At 37.3% G+C, this 16,062-nt stretch carries 16 protein-coding genes; 2 read left to right on the forward strand and 14 right to left on the reverse strand.

From position 1 onward, the window contains the following. Window positions 1-211 precede the first annotated feature (211 nt). On the reverse strand, window positions 212-1,723 hold the full coding sequence (locus Q0162_RS11115) for an ATP-binding protein (protein WP_297891656.1): 1,512 nt from the start codon (window positions 1,721-1,723) through the stop codon (window positions 212-214). 156 nt (window positions 1,724-1,879) lie between these two features. Beyond that, window positions 1,880-2,923, reverse strand: a complete 1,044-nt coding sequence (locus Q0162_RS11120; protein WP_297891659.1) for a hypothetical protein — start codon at window positions 2,921-2,923, stop codon at window positions 1,880-1,882. 142 nt (window positions 2,924-3,065) lie between these two features. Between Q0162_RS11120 and yaaA the strand changes: the two genes are divergently transcribed. Then, window positions 3,066-3,824 carry a peroxide stress protein YaaA gene (gene yaaA / locus Q0162_RS11125; protein ID WP_297891662.1) on the forward strand — a complete coding sequence of 253 codons (759 nt, stop codon included), beginning with the start codon at window positions 3,066-3,068 and terminating at the stop codon, window positions 3,822-3,824. A 196-nt stretch (window positions 3,825-4,020) separates the two neighbouring features. On the opposite strand, the gene Q0162_RS11130 is transcribed toward yaaA, so the two are convergent. The 12 genes from Q0162_RS11130 to Q0162_RS11185 form a co-directional block, all read right to left on the reverse strand. Continuing rightward, window positions 4,021-4,242 (reverse strand): hypothetical protein, encoded by a 222-nt coding sequence (locus tag Q0162_RS11130; protein WP_297891676.1) that lies wholly within the window; start codon window positions 4,240-4,242, stop codon window positions 4,021-4,023. A 41-nt stretch (window positions 4,243-4,283) separates the two neighbouring features. Further along, complete coding sequence (locus Q0162_RS11135) at window positions 4,284-5,075, reverse strand: DUF2797 domain-containing protein (protein WP_297891679.1); 792 nt, start codon at window positions 5,073-5,075, stop codon at window positions 4,284-4,286. Between the two features lie 11 nt (window positions 5,076-5,086). Further along, on the reverse strand, window positions 5,087-5,731 hold the full coding sequence (rpe, locus tag Q0162_RS11140; protein ID WP_297891681.1) for a ribulose-phosphate 3-epimerase: 645 nt from the start codon (window positions 5,729-5,731) through the stop codon (window positions 5,087-5,089). Between the two features lie 43 nt (window positions 5,732-5,774). Continuing rightward, a complete protein-coding gene (gene sufB / locus Q0162_RS11145; protein ID WP_297891683.1) occupies window positions 5,775-7,244 on the reverse strand; it encodes a Fe-S cluster assembly protein SufB in 1,470 nt (489 codons plus the stop codon). 131 nt (window positions 7,245-7,375) lie between these two features. Further along, a complete protein-coding gene (locus Q0162_RS11150) occupies window positions 7,376-7,927 on the reverse strand; it encodes a TlpA family protein disulfide reductase (RefSeq protein ID WP_297891690.1) in 552 nt (183 codons plus the stop codon). A gap of 10 nt (window positions 7,928-7,937) precedes the next feature. Continuing rightward, on the reverse strand, window positions 7,938-8,372 hold the full coding sequence (locus Q0162_RS11155; RefSeq protein ID WP_297891693.1) for a DUF4268 domain-containing protein: 435 nt from the start codon (window positions 8,370-8,372) through the stop codon (window positions 7,938-7,940). Between the two features lie 66 nt (window positions 8,373-8,438). Further along, the gene (locus Q0162_RS11160; protein WP_297891696.1) at window positions 8,439-9,176 is read right to left on the reverse strand and encodes a hypothetical protein; all 738 of its coding nucleotides are present in this window, start codon (window positions 9,174-9,176) and stop codon (window positions 8,439-8,441) included. Window positions 9,177-9,355: 179 nt separating this feature from the next. After that, a complete protein-coding gene (locus Q0162_RS11165; protein WP_297891699.1) occupies window positions 9,356-11,188 on the reverse strand; it encodes a GNAT family N-acyltransferase in 1,833 nt (610 codons plus the stop codon). A 14-nt stretch (window positions 11,189-11,202) separates the two neighbouring features. Then, entirely contained in the window at window positions 11,203-12,507 is a 1,305-nt protein-coding gene (locus Q0162_RS11170) for a sodium:proton antiporter (protein ID WP_297891700.1), read from the reverse strand. A gap of 55 nt (window positions 12,508-12,562) precedes the next feature. Further along, a complete protein-coding gene (locus Q0162_RS11175; protein ID WP_297891703.1) occupies window positions 12,563-13,201 on the reverse strand; it encodes a DUF4294 domain-containing protein in 639 nt (212 codons plus the stop codon). A 104-nt stretch (window positions 13,202-13,305) separates the two neighbouring features. Then, complete coding sequence (gene ribH, locus Q0162_RS11180; RefSeq protein WP_297891706.1) at window positions 13,306-13,791, reverse strand: 6,7-dimethyl-8-ribityllumazine synthase; 486 nt, start codon at window positions 13,789-13,791, stop codon at window positions 13,306-13,308. 61 nt (window positions 13,792-13,852) lie between these two features. After that, the gene (locus tag Q0162_RS11185; protein WP_297891709.1) at window positions 13,853-14,641 is read right to left on the reverse strand and encodes a tol-pal system YbgF family protein; all 789 of its coding nucleotides are present in this window, start codon (window positions 14,639-14,641) and stop codon (window positions 13,853-13,855) included. Between the two features lie 226 nt (window positions 14,642-14,867). On the opposite strand from Q0162_RS11185, the gene trpB reads away from it, so the two are divergent. Further along, window positions 14,868-16,058, forward strand: a complete 1,191-nt coding sequence (gene trpB, locus Q0162_RS11190) for a tryptophan synthase subunit beta (RefSeq protein WP_297891712.1) — start codon at window positions 14,868-14,870, stop codon at window positions 16,056-16,058. Window positions 16,059-16,062: the final 4 nt, after the last annotated feature.

The raw sequence follows: 16,062 nt of genomic DNA on the forward strand, positions 1-16,062 counted from the left end.
TAACTTCTCTTAGTTCTTTTAATTAATCAAAAAAAACAACTACAATTTATTAAAATAAAGTTATTAATTTTATAGAAAAAATATTCTATTTCTTTTAAAAGCTCTCTTAAAGTGATTTCACTTATAATAAAATTAAGAGAGTACAAACTTCTGACTTTAAACATTTTAACAACAAAACCTCTCTTAAAATCTCTCTTAGGCTCTCTTAATGTTAAGCTAAAGTCCAAGAAGGAAAGGTAAAACTACCTATATTTTTTATTCTCTTACTCTTTCTAAGTTCTGTAAGCAAATTTCCTATTTTATTCTTCTTTTGTTTCTCGTCTAAAATATCAGGTAGTTTATCCCAAAGTAATTTATCAATATCCGCCCTACTCATATTGTCGTGATCTTTAATTGCATTGAGTATAAAATCCAAATAATACTGTTTATCCATTCCTTTGTTTTTGGAATAGTCAGCTTTTTGTCCTGTTTTCTGAGATATTTCTTTACAAATAAAAAAGTTAGGTTTTCGTCCTTCTATCAAGTGTTTTTTCTTTAAATATTTTTCTTCTGAAAGAGTAAGTTTCTTGTGTTTCTGAACTTTGTCGAGCATTATTATTTCCTCAAGTGTAAGTTCTTGGTCTTTAGCTAATCGTTGTGCATAATTCACATCCAAAACCTTTCCTATAAGAGTCATTTTTACCTTTCCTCCTGATATATCATATTCAGGCATAGGAAAAAAGCGAGCTCGCTGGTAGTTAAACATCTTTTTGATGCCTCCTCCTACTGTATCTACCATTTTAAGGTTAAACATTGCCCTTGCCAAAAATGGATTGCGATAGGTTTCTTCAGGAGCATCTTCTAACACTACTTTTTCTACACTTTCAGGTATAAAAGCTCCATAATTGCTAAATACAAGGCGATCTTCAAATTCTATAAGGTTGATACGTGCCGCCTTAGTATAATCCTGATGGGCAATACAATTATTTAAAGCCTCTCGTATAGAAAAAGGTTCATATTGAGTTACTTCTGTAGGAAAAATAGTTCCATTTTGCAAATAGCGATATTTCAGATTACGCACTTTAGCAAAGGCTTTTTCTACTGAAAGTAATAATGGCATTTCAAATATTTCATAATCTAAATCCTGATTATCCCGATTTACTAATTTCCAACGAATTTTAATATCTGCAGGACTTAAAAAATGCTCAGCTTCGCTTTCTCCCAATAAAATAAGAGCCGTACGAGTGATTTTTCCCTTAATAGTAAGTTTAGCTTTATTCAAAAAGGTGATATCATCCCATATCTCTACCTCTTTAGCCATATCTGGGTACTTATTCTTAAAGTTATTGCGAGCCAAAGCTATAGCTGTGGGATTTAAATCATTTATAGTAGCTTCTTCTACTACCTCAGCACTCCAATCTTCTAAAAACGATTGTTTTCTGATACGTTCTATTTTTTCGATGTGTAAAGGTACTAATTCCTCACCATTACGGGCGTAGTAATGTCCACCAAAAGCAATAGGAATACCCTTAGGGGCAGCAGGTATCTGAAACATCAGCACTCTTTTACCTTCCTGTTTAAGTTCATAAATTTCAATAAAAGAAATTTGTTCTGTTGTTTTCCTACTGATTTCCCCTTTTACACTTTCTAAACTTTTAGGAGTGCTCCTATATTGCGTTCCTACGATTTGATGTTTTTTATCTTCTACTCCAAAAATAAGCCAACCATATTCTTTTTGTTTCAAATTTGCTTCATTTGATATTGCTGAAAAGTATTTTCCTAATTTAGGCTATCAAAATCATTTTTAGCTTCCTTAAACTCTACTATTTCATTTTCTATACCACTCAATAGGTGTTGAAAAATATCTATTATATCTATATTTTTCATATTTTTTAATCAGTTAGTTGATTTTTATTTTGATGTATTTGCGATTTTTGTTGAGGTTGCCTTGTTGGTCATAATAACATCCACTTGGGTTCATAGAAGCATAGAGATAACCATTTTTGCTGAAAAATATAGGTAGTTCTCCCCAAACATAAGGTTGCCAGCAAGAGATGTTTGCTTCTACTTTAGTTGTCAACTGAAAAAAAGGGGTTTTATTTGTTATTTCATAGAGAGAAATTGCAGCACCATCCATAGGCTGATAACTAAGGCATACTATATATTTATTGTCAGGAGAAAGAAAAGGAATATCTGTTATATTTGTTTTTTTACCTGTACTCTTATCTATGAGAAGACAACCTACAGCTTCATAATATGAAGCATAGACTACATATTGTTGAATAGGATCTATTCTCCCTTTATAACTATAAATAGCCATATCCATATCATTTTCAACTGTTTCATCTTGAGGATCGGCATCTTTTAGTTTTAGCAAAGTATTCTTACAAGGAAATGTGAGAACTCCGTTTTTCTTAGTAATAGAAAGCGTATCTTCAGTGAGAAAGCTATACTTATTTTTTAGTTCGGATAGGTATTCTTCACGAGAAATAAGAGCAACCGAAAAATATTTAGAGAAATTAGAGACCTCTTTATCTATTGCATTTTTGTTGTTTTCCTTAAAAAAAGTATTTGTAGCTTCTAATGACTCTTTGGTTAAAGTAATATCTTCATAAATACCTACATCTTCCTTACGAACAAAAGAAGTTTTATCATCTTCTATTCTATAAAAATTAGCTGACTCTTCAATGGTTTTTATTCTATCACCTAAGAAAAAATGACTCTTTTTATCAACTCCCATTTTATTAGGTTCTGAATAACGATAGGCTCCATTTGTATTAATTACATATAGTTCTTTCTCTATAGGTACAAATTTTTCTGTTTGTTGTTCCTCTACTTGTTGTGTTGTTTCTACTGATGGTGTTGTTACTACTGGTTGTTGTGTTTGAAAGAGTTGGCAACTGTTAGAAAACAATATTACAAAAAATATTAGAAAGTATTTCATTAGTTTTTGTTAAGATTTTTGGCAAAGATAACTGTTTCTTTTTAAATAGCAAAGAGAATATGGGAGTTATGGAAATTGTGAGGTGTGGATTTGTAGATTGCTAATTGTTTTGTAACTTTGCGCTACTAAATTATTTATCACTATGAAAATCGTTATATCACCTGCTAAAACTATTAACGAAACCTCGGCTTTACCTACTGAACGTTACTCAACGGCTATTTTTGCAAAAGAAATCGCTCAAGTACACGCTGCTCTTAAGCCGCTATCTCCCCAAAAACTATCGGATTTGATGGGGATTTCATCTAAACTTGCTGAACTTAACTGGCAGCGCAACCAAACTTTTGCAATGCCTTTTACTCCCGAAAATGCACGTCCGGCACTCTTTGCTTACGATGGCGATGTATATGAGGGGCTTGATGCCTATTCACTTTCTGAAACGCAAATTGACAAACTGCAAGGGAGTTTACGCATCCTCTCTGGACTTTATGGAGTGCTAAAACCATTAGATCTTATCGCTCCTTATCGATTGGAAATGGGCATTAAACTACCTGTAGGAAAGGCGGCAAACCTTTATGCTTTTTGGAAAGAGAAAATCACTCAAGCACTAAATAACGAATTACAAGAAGGCGAATTGTTTATCAATCTCGCCAGTGAAGAATATTTTAAGGCGATTGATACCACAAAGCTAAAAGTGCCCGTGATTACACCTGTCTTCAAAGATTATAAGGGAGATACGCTCAAAATTATTAGTTTTTACGCGAAGAAAGCACGCGGTCGTATGGTACGCTTTTTGGCAGAAAGTGAGATTCACTCAGTAGAAGATTTGAAAGGGTTTAACGCTGATGGTTATGCCTTTGCAAAACAGTTTTCTAAAGGGAATGAGTTAGTTTTCATAAGATAAAAAACTTTGCCAAAGGTTCTGATTGCACGTTGTGCTACAACCTTTGGCAAAGTGTATGATATCAATCATTTTTGGGGAATATTGACAATAGTAAGTCTTCTCAATAATTTATTAGGATCTTCTTTAGCATTTATAGCTCCTATAATCCAAATTTTTGACAATTCTTCTACAATAAGAAAATAAATACCAAAGTATACTAGTATATTGCTCTCATTTTTTTATCAAATTCATCAAAAGCTCTTCCTGCTTGTTCAGGATTTTCTGTAATTTCATCAACTCGTTTCAAAAGCACTTGCAAATACTCATTAGAAGTCTCACTATCCGAAATATTATAGTCAAAATCCATATTTTTTTCTTCTAAAAAAGAAGTTAGCAGTGCTTTTTGAGTTTCATCTTTTGGATATACTAATACACACATAATTATTCTTTTTTGCAAAGGTATAAAAATTAATTGGAAAATCAGCTAATTTGTAAATTAATCACCAGTCCTTCGTTGCCTCGTACGTTGAAAACGGTATTATCATTAAAAATGAGGTATTGCCCTTTGATGCCCATTAGTTTACCACTATAAGTAGGGGTCTGTGATAATTGCAGTGAGCGCACTTGGGTAGGGTATTTTTCTACAGGGAAATGAATGCGTAGGGGAGTGATATCTTCGGTGATGTAGGGCTGTACTTCATTGGGTACAAAATCACGCATTTCTAATTTTACTCGCAATAAATCTACGGGGGTGATTTGGTTGGTGAGCATTTTGCGCCAATTGGTTTTATCGGCTAAATGCTCTTTGAGAGCAACCTCGGCGATGCCTGCTAAATACCGATTGGGCACTTCGGCAAGGATGAGGGCTTCGTGCGCCCCTTGGTCGATCCAGCGGGTTGGGGCTTGTGATTTACGGGTTACTCCTACTTTTACATCGCTAGAATTGGCGAGATATACATAATGCGGTTGCAACTGCACTTGTTGTTCATAGCCTAAATCGCGTTCTTCGATATTGAGGTGTGCTTTGCTGAGTTCGGGGTGCATCACCCAATCGGCGGTTTGAGGAACTTCAAAAAAACACTCTTTACAATAGCCCTGACGAAAGATAGGTTTGTTTTCTCCACAATTCATACACTGAAAACGCACAAATTGGAGAGTTATATCCTTGCCGATGAGTTGGTTCATCAGCACAAAATCACCTTCCATTGGCAAATAATACCGTATGGGGTCAGCCCATTCGGTAAGCATTTTTTGAAGTACTCCTTGGAACATTGTTTTATTTACTATATGTGTTTTAAATCTGCAATGGTTTGAGTAGGATTGGCAGCATTAAACACAAAACTACCCGCTACTAAAGCATCGGCACCTGCTTCTACTAATGCTTTGGCATTCTTTAGACTCACCCCTCCATCTATCTCAATAAGGGGTGAGGCTCCTGCTTGTTCAATAAGCGTTTTGGCTTGTCGCACCTTTTTATAAGTATTTTCTATGAACGACTGACCTCCAAATCCTGGGTTTACACTCATCAGTAAGAGCACATCTACGTCTTGAATAATATCTTCGAGTACACTCACAGGAGTATGCGGATTGAGAGCTACTCCAGCTTTCATACCTTCAGCTTTAATAGCTTGCAAAGTGCGATGCAGGTGTGTACAAGCCTCGTAATGTACGGTGAGGATATCGCTGCCAAGTTTTGCAAAAGTACTGATGTATCGGTCAGGATCTACAATCATCAGGTGGACATCAAGGGGTTTGGTAGCGTGTTTTTGGATCACCGAGAGTACAGGCATACCGTACGAGATGTTAGGCACGAACACGCCGTCCATAATATCAATATGGAACCAATCGGCTTCGCTGGCATTTACCATTTCAATGGCTTGTTGTAGGTTGCCGAAATCGGCAGCTAATAGTGAGGGAGCAAGAATCATATTTTCAATTAACAATTAATAATTAACAAATTTCAATTGACAATTATCCTACACTGCCTTCCAATGAAATTTCTAAAAGTTTTTGAGCTTCTACAGCAAACTCCATAGGTAGTTTGTTGAGTACTTCTTTACCAAAACCATTTACAATGAGCGAAATAGCTTTTTCGGTATCAATACCACGCTGATTGCAATAGAAAATTTGGTCTTCACCAATTTTAGAAGTGGTGGCTTCGTGTTCTATTTGGGCAGTAGGGTTTTTAGCTTCTATATACGGAAAAGTGTGCGCTCCACAGAGGTTGCCCATCAAAAGAGAATCACACTGAGAGAAATTACGCGCGTTTTTGGCATTAGGCACTACTTTTACCAATCCTCGGTAGCTATTTTGTGATTTGCCTGCCGAAATACCTTTAGAAATAATTGTAGATTTGGTGTTATTACCCAAATGTATCATCTTAGTACCTGTATCGGCTTGCTGAAAGTGATTGGTAACGGCAATAGAATAGAATTCACCTATAGAATTATCACCTTTAAGCACTACAGAAGGATATTTCCAAGTGATTGCTGATCCTGTTTCTACTTGCGTCCACGATATTTTAGCATTTTTCTCGGCTAAAGCACGTTTGGTCACAAAATTGTAAACCCCTCCTTTACCGTCTTTATCACCAGGGAACCAGTTTTGTACTGTAGAATATTTAATTTCGCCATTATCCATTGCGATGAGTTCTACTACTGCCGCATGGAGTTGGTTTTCATCGCGTTGAGGAGCTGTACAACCCTCGAGATAAGACACATAAGCGCCTTCGTCTACAATGAGGAGGGTACGTTCAAACTGACCTGTACCTGCCTGATTGATACGGAAATAAGTAGAAAGTTCCATAGGGCAACGCACTCCCTTAGGCACATAGCAGAAAGAGCCATCGGAGAAGACAGCAGAATTGAGAGCAGCATAGAAATTATCGGTTTTAGGCACTACCGTACCAAGGTACTTGCGGACAAGCTCAGGGTGTTTTTGGATAGCTTCGGAAATAGAGCAGAAAATAATACCACGTTCTGCTAAAGTTTTTTGGAAAGTAGTCGCTACCGACACCGAGTCCATTACCACATCCACAGCTACGGCAGGTTTATCTTCCACCCCAGTAAGGCGTTTTTGTTCTTCAAGAGAGATGCCGAGTTTTTGGAAAGTTTCCAAAAGTTGTGGGTCTACCTCATCTAAACTATTGAGTTTAGGCTTTTGTTTAGGAGCAGAATAGTAAGCAATATCTTGAAAATCGGGAGTTTCAAACTTGAGGTTTGCCCAATGAGGAGGCACTTCCATCGCTTGCCATACACGGAAAGCCTCTAAACGCCAATCGGTCATCCATTGAGGTTCGTTTTTCTTTTTAGAGAGGGCAATTACCACCTCTTCATTAAGCCCTTTAGGGAAAGTTTCGGATTCTATATCAGTATAAAATCCGTATTTGTATTCACTGTTTTCTAATTCTTCTTTAAGTTCTTCTTCTGTATATTTAGCCATTTTTAGCAATTAACGATTTACAATTAATAATTAAGTGGGCAAAGATAGTACTTTAAATTAAATCTAAAATACTATCTTTATAATTATTTTCTATCTTAGGTAAAAGATAAGAGATATGATGAAAAAAATCATCACTTAACTAAAGTGTCTAAAAGTTCGTGGACAGCATCGCTATTCCAACGAGCAATTCCTTCTTTTTGAGCGCGTACAAGTCCGTTTTTATCTACGATATAACCTGATGGGATTTTCTCGGGGTCAAAAGGCATTTTCTCACCAATAATGAGGTAGGTTACTTTGAAATGGAAATTGCGTTTTTGCATCATTTCTTCCACTGGTTCAGGTTTCTCATTAGTGATGATATAGAAATCCACTTTATCCTTATAAACATCATAGAGTTTTTCCACTGCATAGAGGTCGGCAATACTAATGCCGCGCCAAGAGGAGAAGAAATATACGAATGAGGGTTTCTTTCCTTCAGTTTGTGAGTAGTTGAACTGCACATCATTGCGATCTTTGAGTTGCCAACTGAAGTCGATTTTTTGAGCTTTATCAGCGGGAATGATGTCTACCGAACTAGCGAAAATTCGTTGTAGCAAAATCTTACTTTCATAACCTAAGGGGGTTACGAAGAAGGAAAGTACAAAAAGGATAAGGAATAGATTGAGTATGGTACGTTTTTTCATATAAACTAAATTATTTTTCTTCTTGAATGATATCTTTATATTCTTCCCAAAAGGCTTCGAACTGCGACATTGATTGATATAGGAACTCCATTGTTTGTTGCCAAGTGGCTTTGTTGTGAATGGTTACGTCTTGCAGTTCTACATATACACAACTAATTTCTTTACCATTTTCTAAGAAGAAATGTTCTTCGAAAATAGCATTAGGGAGGTATTCTTCTTGGAGTATAGTTTTGAGTGACAGCAATTTATTGTAGTACAAACTACGCTTTTCCTCGTCTGGGTCTTCCACAGCGAGGAACACCCGTGCTTTACGGGTATCGAATGAAAACTTAAAACTAAAATCCTTTATTTTAGTGTCATACAACGTCCATTTGCGAGAGAACGATTTACCAAAGGATATCCAGAAGTCTTCGCGTAGTTTTTTTGCTTCAGCTTTGCTATACACTTTTAATTAGGTAACAGGTTATAGGTAACAGGTGATAGACAATAGATGGTGACAGATGATAATAGATTAATTAAAATTTATTTGGGCGGAGAAAGTAAGAGGTGCTCCATCTATTTGCTTGTAAAAAGTAAATTTATAGAAAGTAGAACCATCTTTTTCTAAAATACCATATTTTTGTTCTTCTACATCAAAAGCCAGAAATATATCAGGAGTATTGATTTTTCTAAGCTTGAATTGCAATTCATTTGTTTTTTTATCAAACAACTCATATCCCCAATTCGTGGTTTTAGCATACAGAAATAGAATAAGAGGTTCGCTTATAGGCGCAGCAGTAGTTGTAAGTTCGGGTACTGCGGTTGTTGCTGAGGGAATAGAGGGTTTTGAGGCTACTGAAGGAACTTGATAAGTCGCTTTAAAAGTAGCTAATTCTGTACCTGAAAGAGCATTACGCAAGGCTTCTTGGTAGGATTTCTTAAACTCCTTTTCACGACTTTTACCTATTTGAGAAGTGAAGACTGCTTTATTAGTACAATCGGTGAGGAGAAATTGCACTTTAGAAGTCATCATATTTGATTCGTTCTTCACATCGGCTTTTAGGGCATCACAAGGGTTTTGGATTAGCTCGGCAGGAGCTTCACTTTGCATATACACTTTGAAGCCTTGCTTCTCAAGCAAGAATTTTGTGAGCATATTAAGTTGGTACTGATTGTCTTCTTTTTGGAAAGCATAGCGATTAGGGACAATCACTGTTTGTGCTATGAGAGTTAGTGGTAGTAATGCTACTAAAAATAATATTTTTTTCATTGTTTCTTTTATTTATGGTCAAAATAAAATTAGGTTTATACTAAAAGTCTCCGGTAGATTACACGGATAAAATGGATTACAATGTTTTTTAGAATTTTGGTGCTATGCTTACGATTTTTCGGAGTTTAACGCAAATACAAGTAACCCTATGTGTTATTATTAATACCCATGAAAGGGTGTTATTCTTCGTTATTCTTCATACGAGCTTCGAGTTCGGCTTGGAACTCTTCAATAACGGGCTTCATAGTGCTTTCGGGCAGGTCGGCAATGCGAATGTACATTAGCCCATCTACTGAATTGTTAAACAGCGGGTCTACATTGAAAGCTATCACCTTAGCATTCTGTTTGATGTATTTCTTAATGAGCACTGGTAGGCGCAAGCTACCAGGTTCCAACTCATCGATTATCTTGTCGAATTTATTGAGGTCGGCTTTAGTTTCGTCGAAGATAAAGTCTTTATCTTCATCTTTAAGTTTAACTTTGAACTCTTTTTTTGGGCGAACGTATTGAGCGATATAAGGGTCGTAGAAGTTAGACTTCATGAACTCTATCATCAGGGATTTAGAAAAGTCGGAGAATTGGTTACTAATACTCACGCTACCTAACAAGAAAGAGTGTTCGGGGTACCGTAGAGTAGTGTGAGCTATTCCTTTCCAGAGCAAAAACAGAGGCATTGGTTTTTGTTGGTATTCTGAAATGATAAAAGCACGCCCCATTTCGATGGTTTTGCTCATCATATCGTAGAGTTCGGGTTCAAAACGGAACAAGTCGTGCGTATAAAAACCTTCGATACCATATTTAGGGAATATTTCGGCTCCTAATCCCATACGATAAGCACCTGCGATTTTCTTAGCTTCATTATCCCAAAGGAAAAGATGGTGATAATAGAGGTCGAATTTATCTACATCAGAAGAAGCGTTAGTACCTTCTCCTACTTCTCGGAATGTAATTTCACGCAATCGTCCTATTTCCTTCATTATATTAGGGATTTCTTGATAAGGAGCCAAGAAAACCTCGTAGTTATTGTTTTTCAGCAGTCGGTAATCCTTTTTAGTGACATTTTCTACTTCTTTTTCTATAAGGTCTTGTTGTATAGGGGCTTCGATTTGTTGTGGATTAGAGGTGTTTTTGTTTGATTTTAACACATTAGTCAAAGGCAAGATTTTCTTATCTTGCTCTAAAGCATTAGCTAAGATATAAGTTTTTTTGCGTAGGAACTCGGTAAAATCGGTTAAATTAGTATGTTCTTCTTGCATTGCTACGGATATAGGTTTACCGATACGTATATAGATAGTACGTTGTTTTTGAGTGAGGAGTTCGGAGGGTAATTTAGCAGTTCTGAGGGTATCACTAAGGCTTGCTAAAAAATAGAATAGTTTGCTATTTTTAGCGTGGAAATAGATAGGGACGATAGGTACTTTGGCTTTTTTAGCTAGCTTCATAGCAGCTTCTTCCCAAGGTTTATCGACCATTAGTTGCCCTTCTTTGGTTACTGATACTTCCCCTGCAGGGAAAAGCCCTAAGGGTTTACCCTCTTTAAGGTGTGCAATAGTATGCTTAAAGCCTACAACGCTAGATTTGATATCCTTACGATCTTCAAACGGATTGACAGGCAAGACATAAGGGGCTAGGGGTTCGATTCGTTGGAGAAGGAAGTTTGCCATAATTTTGAAATCAGGGCGTTTTTCTAAGAGCAATTTGAGGAGCAAAATACCATCAATCCCCCCCAGTGGATGGTTAGAAATCGTGATAAAAGCTCCTTCTTTGGGGATATTTTTAAAATCTTCTTCAGGTATTTCGAATTTTATTTCAAACTCATCTAACAGTTTATTGAGGAAGTCTATGCCTTCAAATTTTTTGGTTCGGTTATAAATAGCATTGAGTTTGGAAAGACGGAGCAACTTCATCAGCGCCCATCCTCCAAAGGTACCCAAGAAGCCAAGTTTATCAATATTAATTGCTTTAGCAACTTCTTTGGGACTTACCAATCCTTTATTTTTTTGCATTCTCATTCGTTATTAAAGTTTTATGATTGTTTTCCTTTCTGCAATTGTTTTATTCTTTTAAGTCGTGACATTACCTCATCGCGATATAAGACTTTGGAAGCCACTTTGCCTACGGTAAGTCCTTGTACTAAGATAGAAAACAATACTACTATATAAGTAATTTGCAACAATGTTTCTTTAAGTCCGTTTTTGTCGGCTGGGATAGAGAGCACTAAAGCGATGGAGACACCTCCACGCACCCCCCCCCATACCATAGTGATAAGTGATCCACGGGAATAGGTAGTTGCTTTGCGCAATATAGTTTTGGCAGGGATATAGATAGCTAAAGCTCGGCCTAAGAGGCAGACGAGAATAGCGACTCCTCCTAAGAGGAATTGCTCGTTTAAGTTATCTATCAGTAGCATCTCAAAACCTATGAATAGGAACAAGATGGCGTTCATAATTTCATCGACGATTGCCCAGAATTTTTCTAGATAATCTTTATTTTCGGCGCTATTAGCTTTTTTACCGACATTACCTACAAAAAGGCCTGCAATTACCATTGCTAAAGGCGAGGATACGTGAGAAGTTTTGGCAATAAGGAATCCCCCCATTACTACAGCTAAAGTGAGCAAGACACTCACGTGATAGTCGTCGGCTTTTTTCATCATTTCGGAAGCTATCCAGCCTAAGAGCACTCCTAAGAAAATTCCTCCTCCTGCTTCTAAAAGGAAGAGCTTGGTAATACCATTGAATGAAGGATCGAAAGTGTGATCGGTAGCCAATTTGAGCACTACAGCAAACATCACTACAGCTACCCCATCATTGAAAAGCGATTCACCAGTAATTTTATTTTCGATGCGTTTAGGCACATTAGCTTGCTTGAGCACTCCCAACACTACAATAGGGTCGGTGGGAGAAATGAGTGTGCCAAAGAGCAAACAATAGAGATAAGGAATTTTAATACCTATCAAAGGTGCTATGTAGTACAGCAGTGCTGATATGAAGAAAGCCGATAGCACTACACTCACTGTTGCATAAGTGAAAATAGGAAGCCGGTGGCTTTTAAGGTCGTTGATATTGATATGGAGTGCTCCTGCAAAGAGGAGGAAGTTAAGCATTGCTCCCATTAAGATTTCGGTAAAATCGAATCCTTGTAATAGGGATTCCAGACGGTGTGCTAAACCTGAGAATATCTCACCACCGAAAAGACGTACGCCTACTGATACCATCATAGCAATCACCATAATCCCTATAGTCATAGGTAGTTTTACGTAGCGCACATTCACGTACGAAAACAAGGCGGCTAAGACAATAATCACTGAAAAAGCGTAGTATAACTCCATATTACTATTTTATTTGTGGGCAAAGGTACGAATAATTTGGAAATTTACAAATTTGCTAATTTGCTAAACGTTTTCGTCGATGTTCAGCGAGTTCGGAGAAATTGTATTGGAGGGCTGGAGTTTGGTCTTCCAATTCACCATTACTAATGGCACGAAGAACTATTTCCTCTATCCAATAGTCTTCTTCAATATTCATAGGGTCATAGCCTTTTTTTAGGGAGAGATCGTAAAGCCAAGCGGTTTTATTATACCAATAGGCATTCCACCCATTGCGGAGTTCTTTTACCAAATCGTAGGCAGTGCGTCCAGTTTGTCGGTGGATAAGTTTGATGAGGATGCGCCCTTGAGAGCGGGAGAGTTTTTTGAGTTCTTCGGTGAAGTGGTCTTCGATATAGCGTTGAGTACGTTTTACATAGACTTTTTTTTGTTGTTTGTTTTGCATAGTATCCATAGTGCGTTCCATGGTATAGAGGCGATCGGCAGCCATTTTAGCATAAGGATAGACTCTTTTGACGCGACTTTTAAGTAGTAAGTAGCGTTTTTGAGCATCGGCATTACCAAAGGAACGCTCTTTGCCAAAAAGGTTTACCTCAGGAAGGTAGATGGTATCGCCTTCGTGAAAATCTTGAGCGGAGAGAAGTGAATAGTGAATAGTGAATAGTGAAAAGAGGAAAAAGGTGATATAGTGTTTCATAATGATTTTATTTTATTAAGGAGGTATGCTATACGCCCGATAACACACTACAAAAATTATTCCAAGTTACTACTCTACTTTTTTCACTATTTATTTTTGATTTTTTATTTTCCTAAAACGGCCATTTTGATAGCTGTGATAGCTGCTTCTACGCCTTTATTGCCAAGTTTACCTCCACTGCGATCGAGAGATTGTTGAAGATTGTTATCGGTGAGGACACAGAAGATTACTGGGACATCACTTTGTGTTGCATTGAGCTGAGCGATACCTTGGGTAACCCCTTGACAAACAAAGTCAAAATGCTTTGTTTCACCTTGTATTACACAGCCTATTACGATGATAGCATCTAATTGCTGAGTATTGATCATTCGCTTAGCAGCATATACCAATTCAAAACTACCTGGCACTTCCCAAAGGAGGATATTGCTATCTATTGCCCCACAATCTTTAAGGGTATTGATAGCACCATTGCGCATTCCGTAAGTTACTTGCTCATTCCACTGAGAAGTAATAATCCCAAAGCGAAGAGCTTTCGCATTTGGGATTGCATTTTTATTGTATTGAGATAAGTTTTTGTTTTCTGTTGCCATAAAAAATGAAAAGTGAATAATGAAAAGTGAATAATACACCTTCCATTATCCACTCAAATTATTATTGACTGATTTTTCCGATAAGAATATCAATAGTACGCGCTTCTTCTGAAGTAGGGAACTCTTCTTTGATACGCTCATAATATTTGAGAGCATCTTCTTTTTTACCTTGTAGAGAAGCTACGATACCTGCTTTTTTGAGGTATAGCGGCGTTACAAAATCGTTGTTGCTATGTTCAAAAGCCTTGATATAATATTTGAGAGCCTCAGCATTGTTTTTTTGTTGGAGGTAAGCATCACCTATATTCCCATAAGCCAAAGCGCCGAAAATATCATCATCAGAATTGAATTCTTTAAGGTGATTGATAGCATTATTGTAGTCACCCAAACGCATATAAGCCATACCCATACCATACTCAGCTAGATTAGCAGCTTTAGTACCACTGTAGTTTTGAGCGATTTGCTTGAAGCCGTATTTACCTTTACCACCTTCTATAGAAACTTTGAAGAGGGAATCTTTGACCTTAGTATCGGTAGCTTGCATAGCTTCATCGAAGAATTGTTGAGCAAAGAAGAATTCGTTGGCAGCTTTCTTTTCGTTAGGAGCTTTCACAAATTGTTGATAGAGCAAATAACCTAATCCTACTACTGCTACTGCAACAAGGACTCCAATAATAATTTTCTGATTTCTTTTTACCCAATCTTCGGTTCGATTAGCGCCTGCATCGAGGGCGTCAAACACCTCGGCGGTGGTACTTTCTTGGTGTAACTGAGCTTCTTGTGCTTCGTCGAGTTGCTCGGTATTTCTGTTTCTATTAGGTCGGTTGTTGTTCTTTTTGTAAGTTGCCATATATAATTTTCAATTAAAGTTCGGCAAAAGTACGACAATTATTTGAATTGACAAAAAAAGTTTTAGTTTTTTAGAGGGATTAGGGAGAAGTTGAGTTTTTTGGATAATGTAGAAGAATTTAGGACAAGGTGAATGAGATGCTTGTAATTACCAACAACTCATTACTAAAATTTGCAAAATTGCTGATTGTTTTTTACTTTTGCAGCTTATCATTAAAAATAAAACTATGAGTACAAAATCTGAAAACCCTAATGCTTATTTTGGAAAATTCGGTGGGCAATATGTACCTGAGCACGCTATCACCGCTCTTAATATAGTAGAAAAAGCCTATCTTGAGGCTAAATCTGACCCTAATTTTCAGGCAGAATTAAACGATTTACTAAAAAACTATGTAGGCAGACCTTCCCCTCTATATCACGCTAAAAATTTAAGCGTTCTTTACGGACATAACATTTACCTAAAACGCGAAGATCTGAACCATACTGGAGCCCATAAAATCAATAATTCATTAGGACAAGCCTTGCTTGCCAAACGTATGGGTAAGAAGAAAATAATGGCTGAAACAGGGGCTGGACAACATGGAGTGGCTACAGCTACAGCAGCAGCTCTTTTAGGGTTAGAATGTGACATCTATATGGGGGCAGAAGATATTGAACGCCAAAAACTAAACGTTTTCCGTATGCAACTTTTAGGTGCAAGAGTGGTAGCTATTCACGATGGCCTCAAAACATTAGTGGACGCTACTACCGCAGCTATTGAATCGTGGTTGAAAGAACTCGACACTACTTTTTATGTGATAGGATCGGTAGTGGGGCCTCACCCCTACCCTATGATGGTAAAAGATTTTCAATCGGTGATAGGGAGAGAGTGCAAAGAACAGTTGGATATTTTAGGAGTTCACGCTGATCACGTGATTGCTTGCGTAGGCGGAGGCAGCAATGCTATAGGTGTTTTTTCAGGTTTTATAGAAGACAATTCTACGCGTTTGCACGGTGTAGAAGCAGCAGGTGAAGGTATTGATACCGATAAGCACGCTGCTACCCTTACCTTAGGCAAGGAAGGAATTATTCACGGAATGAAAACTTACGTATTACAAGACGAAAAAGGCGAGATTAGTCCGGTATATTCTATATCAGCAGGCTTAGATTACCCAGGCGTAGGTCCTGAACTCGCTCATCTTCATGAAACTGGCAGAGTGAGTTACGCAGCTATCACTGATAAAGAAGCATTAGATGCTTTAGTACGTCTTAGCCGCAAAGAAGGCATTATTCCAGCTATTGAAAGTGCACACGCTTTAGCTTACTTAGAAAAACTTTGCGCTAAACTTCCTGTTGAACCTAAACAGACCATCGTAGTGAATGTATCGGGTAGAGGGGATAAAGATATGCATACTGTATTTTCTATATTGAATAGTTAGATTT

Source organism: uncultured Capnocytophaga sp. (assembly GCF_937936315.1).
Classification (GTDB): Bacteria; Bacteroidota; Bacteroidia; order Flavobacteriales; family Flavobacteriaceae; genus Capnocytophaga.

Excerpts from the sequence above, each read along its gene's own strand:
- Q0162_RS11150 (WP_297891690.1), bottom strand. The coding sequence starts at position 7,927 with ATGAAAAAACGTACCATACTCAATCTATTCCTTATCCTTTTTGTACTT.
- Q0162_RS11165 (WP_297891699.1), bottom strand. The coding sequence starts at position 11,188 with ATGAGAATGCAAAAAAATAAAGGATTGGTAAGTCCCAAAGAAGTTGCT.
- Q0162_RS11160 (WP_297891696.1), bottom strand. The coding sequence starts at position 9,176 with ATGAAAAAAATATTATTTTTAGTAGCATTACTACCACTAACTCTCATA.
- trpB (WP_297891712.1), top strand. The coding sequence starts at position 14,868 with ATGAGTACAAAATCTGAAAACCCTAATGCTTATTTTGGAAAATTCGGT.
- ribH (WP_297891706.1), bottom strand. The coding sequence starts at position 13,791 with ATGGCAACAGAAAACAAAAACTTATCTCAATACAATAAAAATGCAATC.
- Q0162_RS11120 (WP_297891659.1), bottom strand. The coding sequence starts at position 2,923 with ATGAAATACTTTCTAATATTTTTTGTAATATTGTTTTCTAACAGTTGC.
- Q0162_RS11170 (WP_297891700.1), bottom strand. The coding sequence starts at position 12,507 with ATGGAGTTATACTACGCTTTTTCAGTGATTATTGTCTTAGCCGCCTTG.
- Q0162_RS11185 (WP_297891709.1), bottom strand. The coding sequence starts at position 14,641 with ATGGCAACTTACAAAAAGAACAACAACCGACCTAATAGAAACAGAAAT.
- Q0162_RS11135 (WP_297891679.1), bottom strand. The coding sequence starts at position 5,075 with ATGTTCCAAGGAGTACTTCAAAAAATGCTTACCGAATGGGCTGACCCC.
- sufB (WP_297891683.1), bottom strand. The coding sequence starts at position 7,244 with ATGGCTAAATATACAGAAGAAGAACTTAAAGAAGAATTAGAAAACAGT.
- yaaA (WP_297891662.1), top strand. The coding sequence starts at position 3,066 with ATGAAAATCGTTATATCACCTGCTAAAACTATTAACGAAACCTCGGCT.
- rpe (WP_297891681.1), bottom strand. The coding sequence starts at position 5,731 with ATGATTCTTGCTCCCTCACTATTAGCTGCCGATTTCGGCAACCTACAA.
- Q0162_RS11175 (WP_297891703.1), bottom strand. The coding sequence starts at position 13,201 with ATGAAACACTATATCACCTTTTTCCTCTTTTCACTATTCACTATTCAC.
- Q0162_RS11130 (WP_297891676.1), bottom strand. The coding sequence starts at position 4,242 with ATGTGTGTATTAGTATATCCAAAAGATGAAACTCAAAAAGCACTGCTA.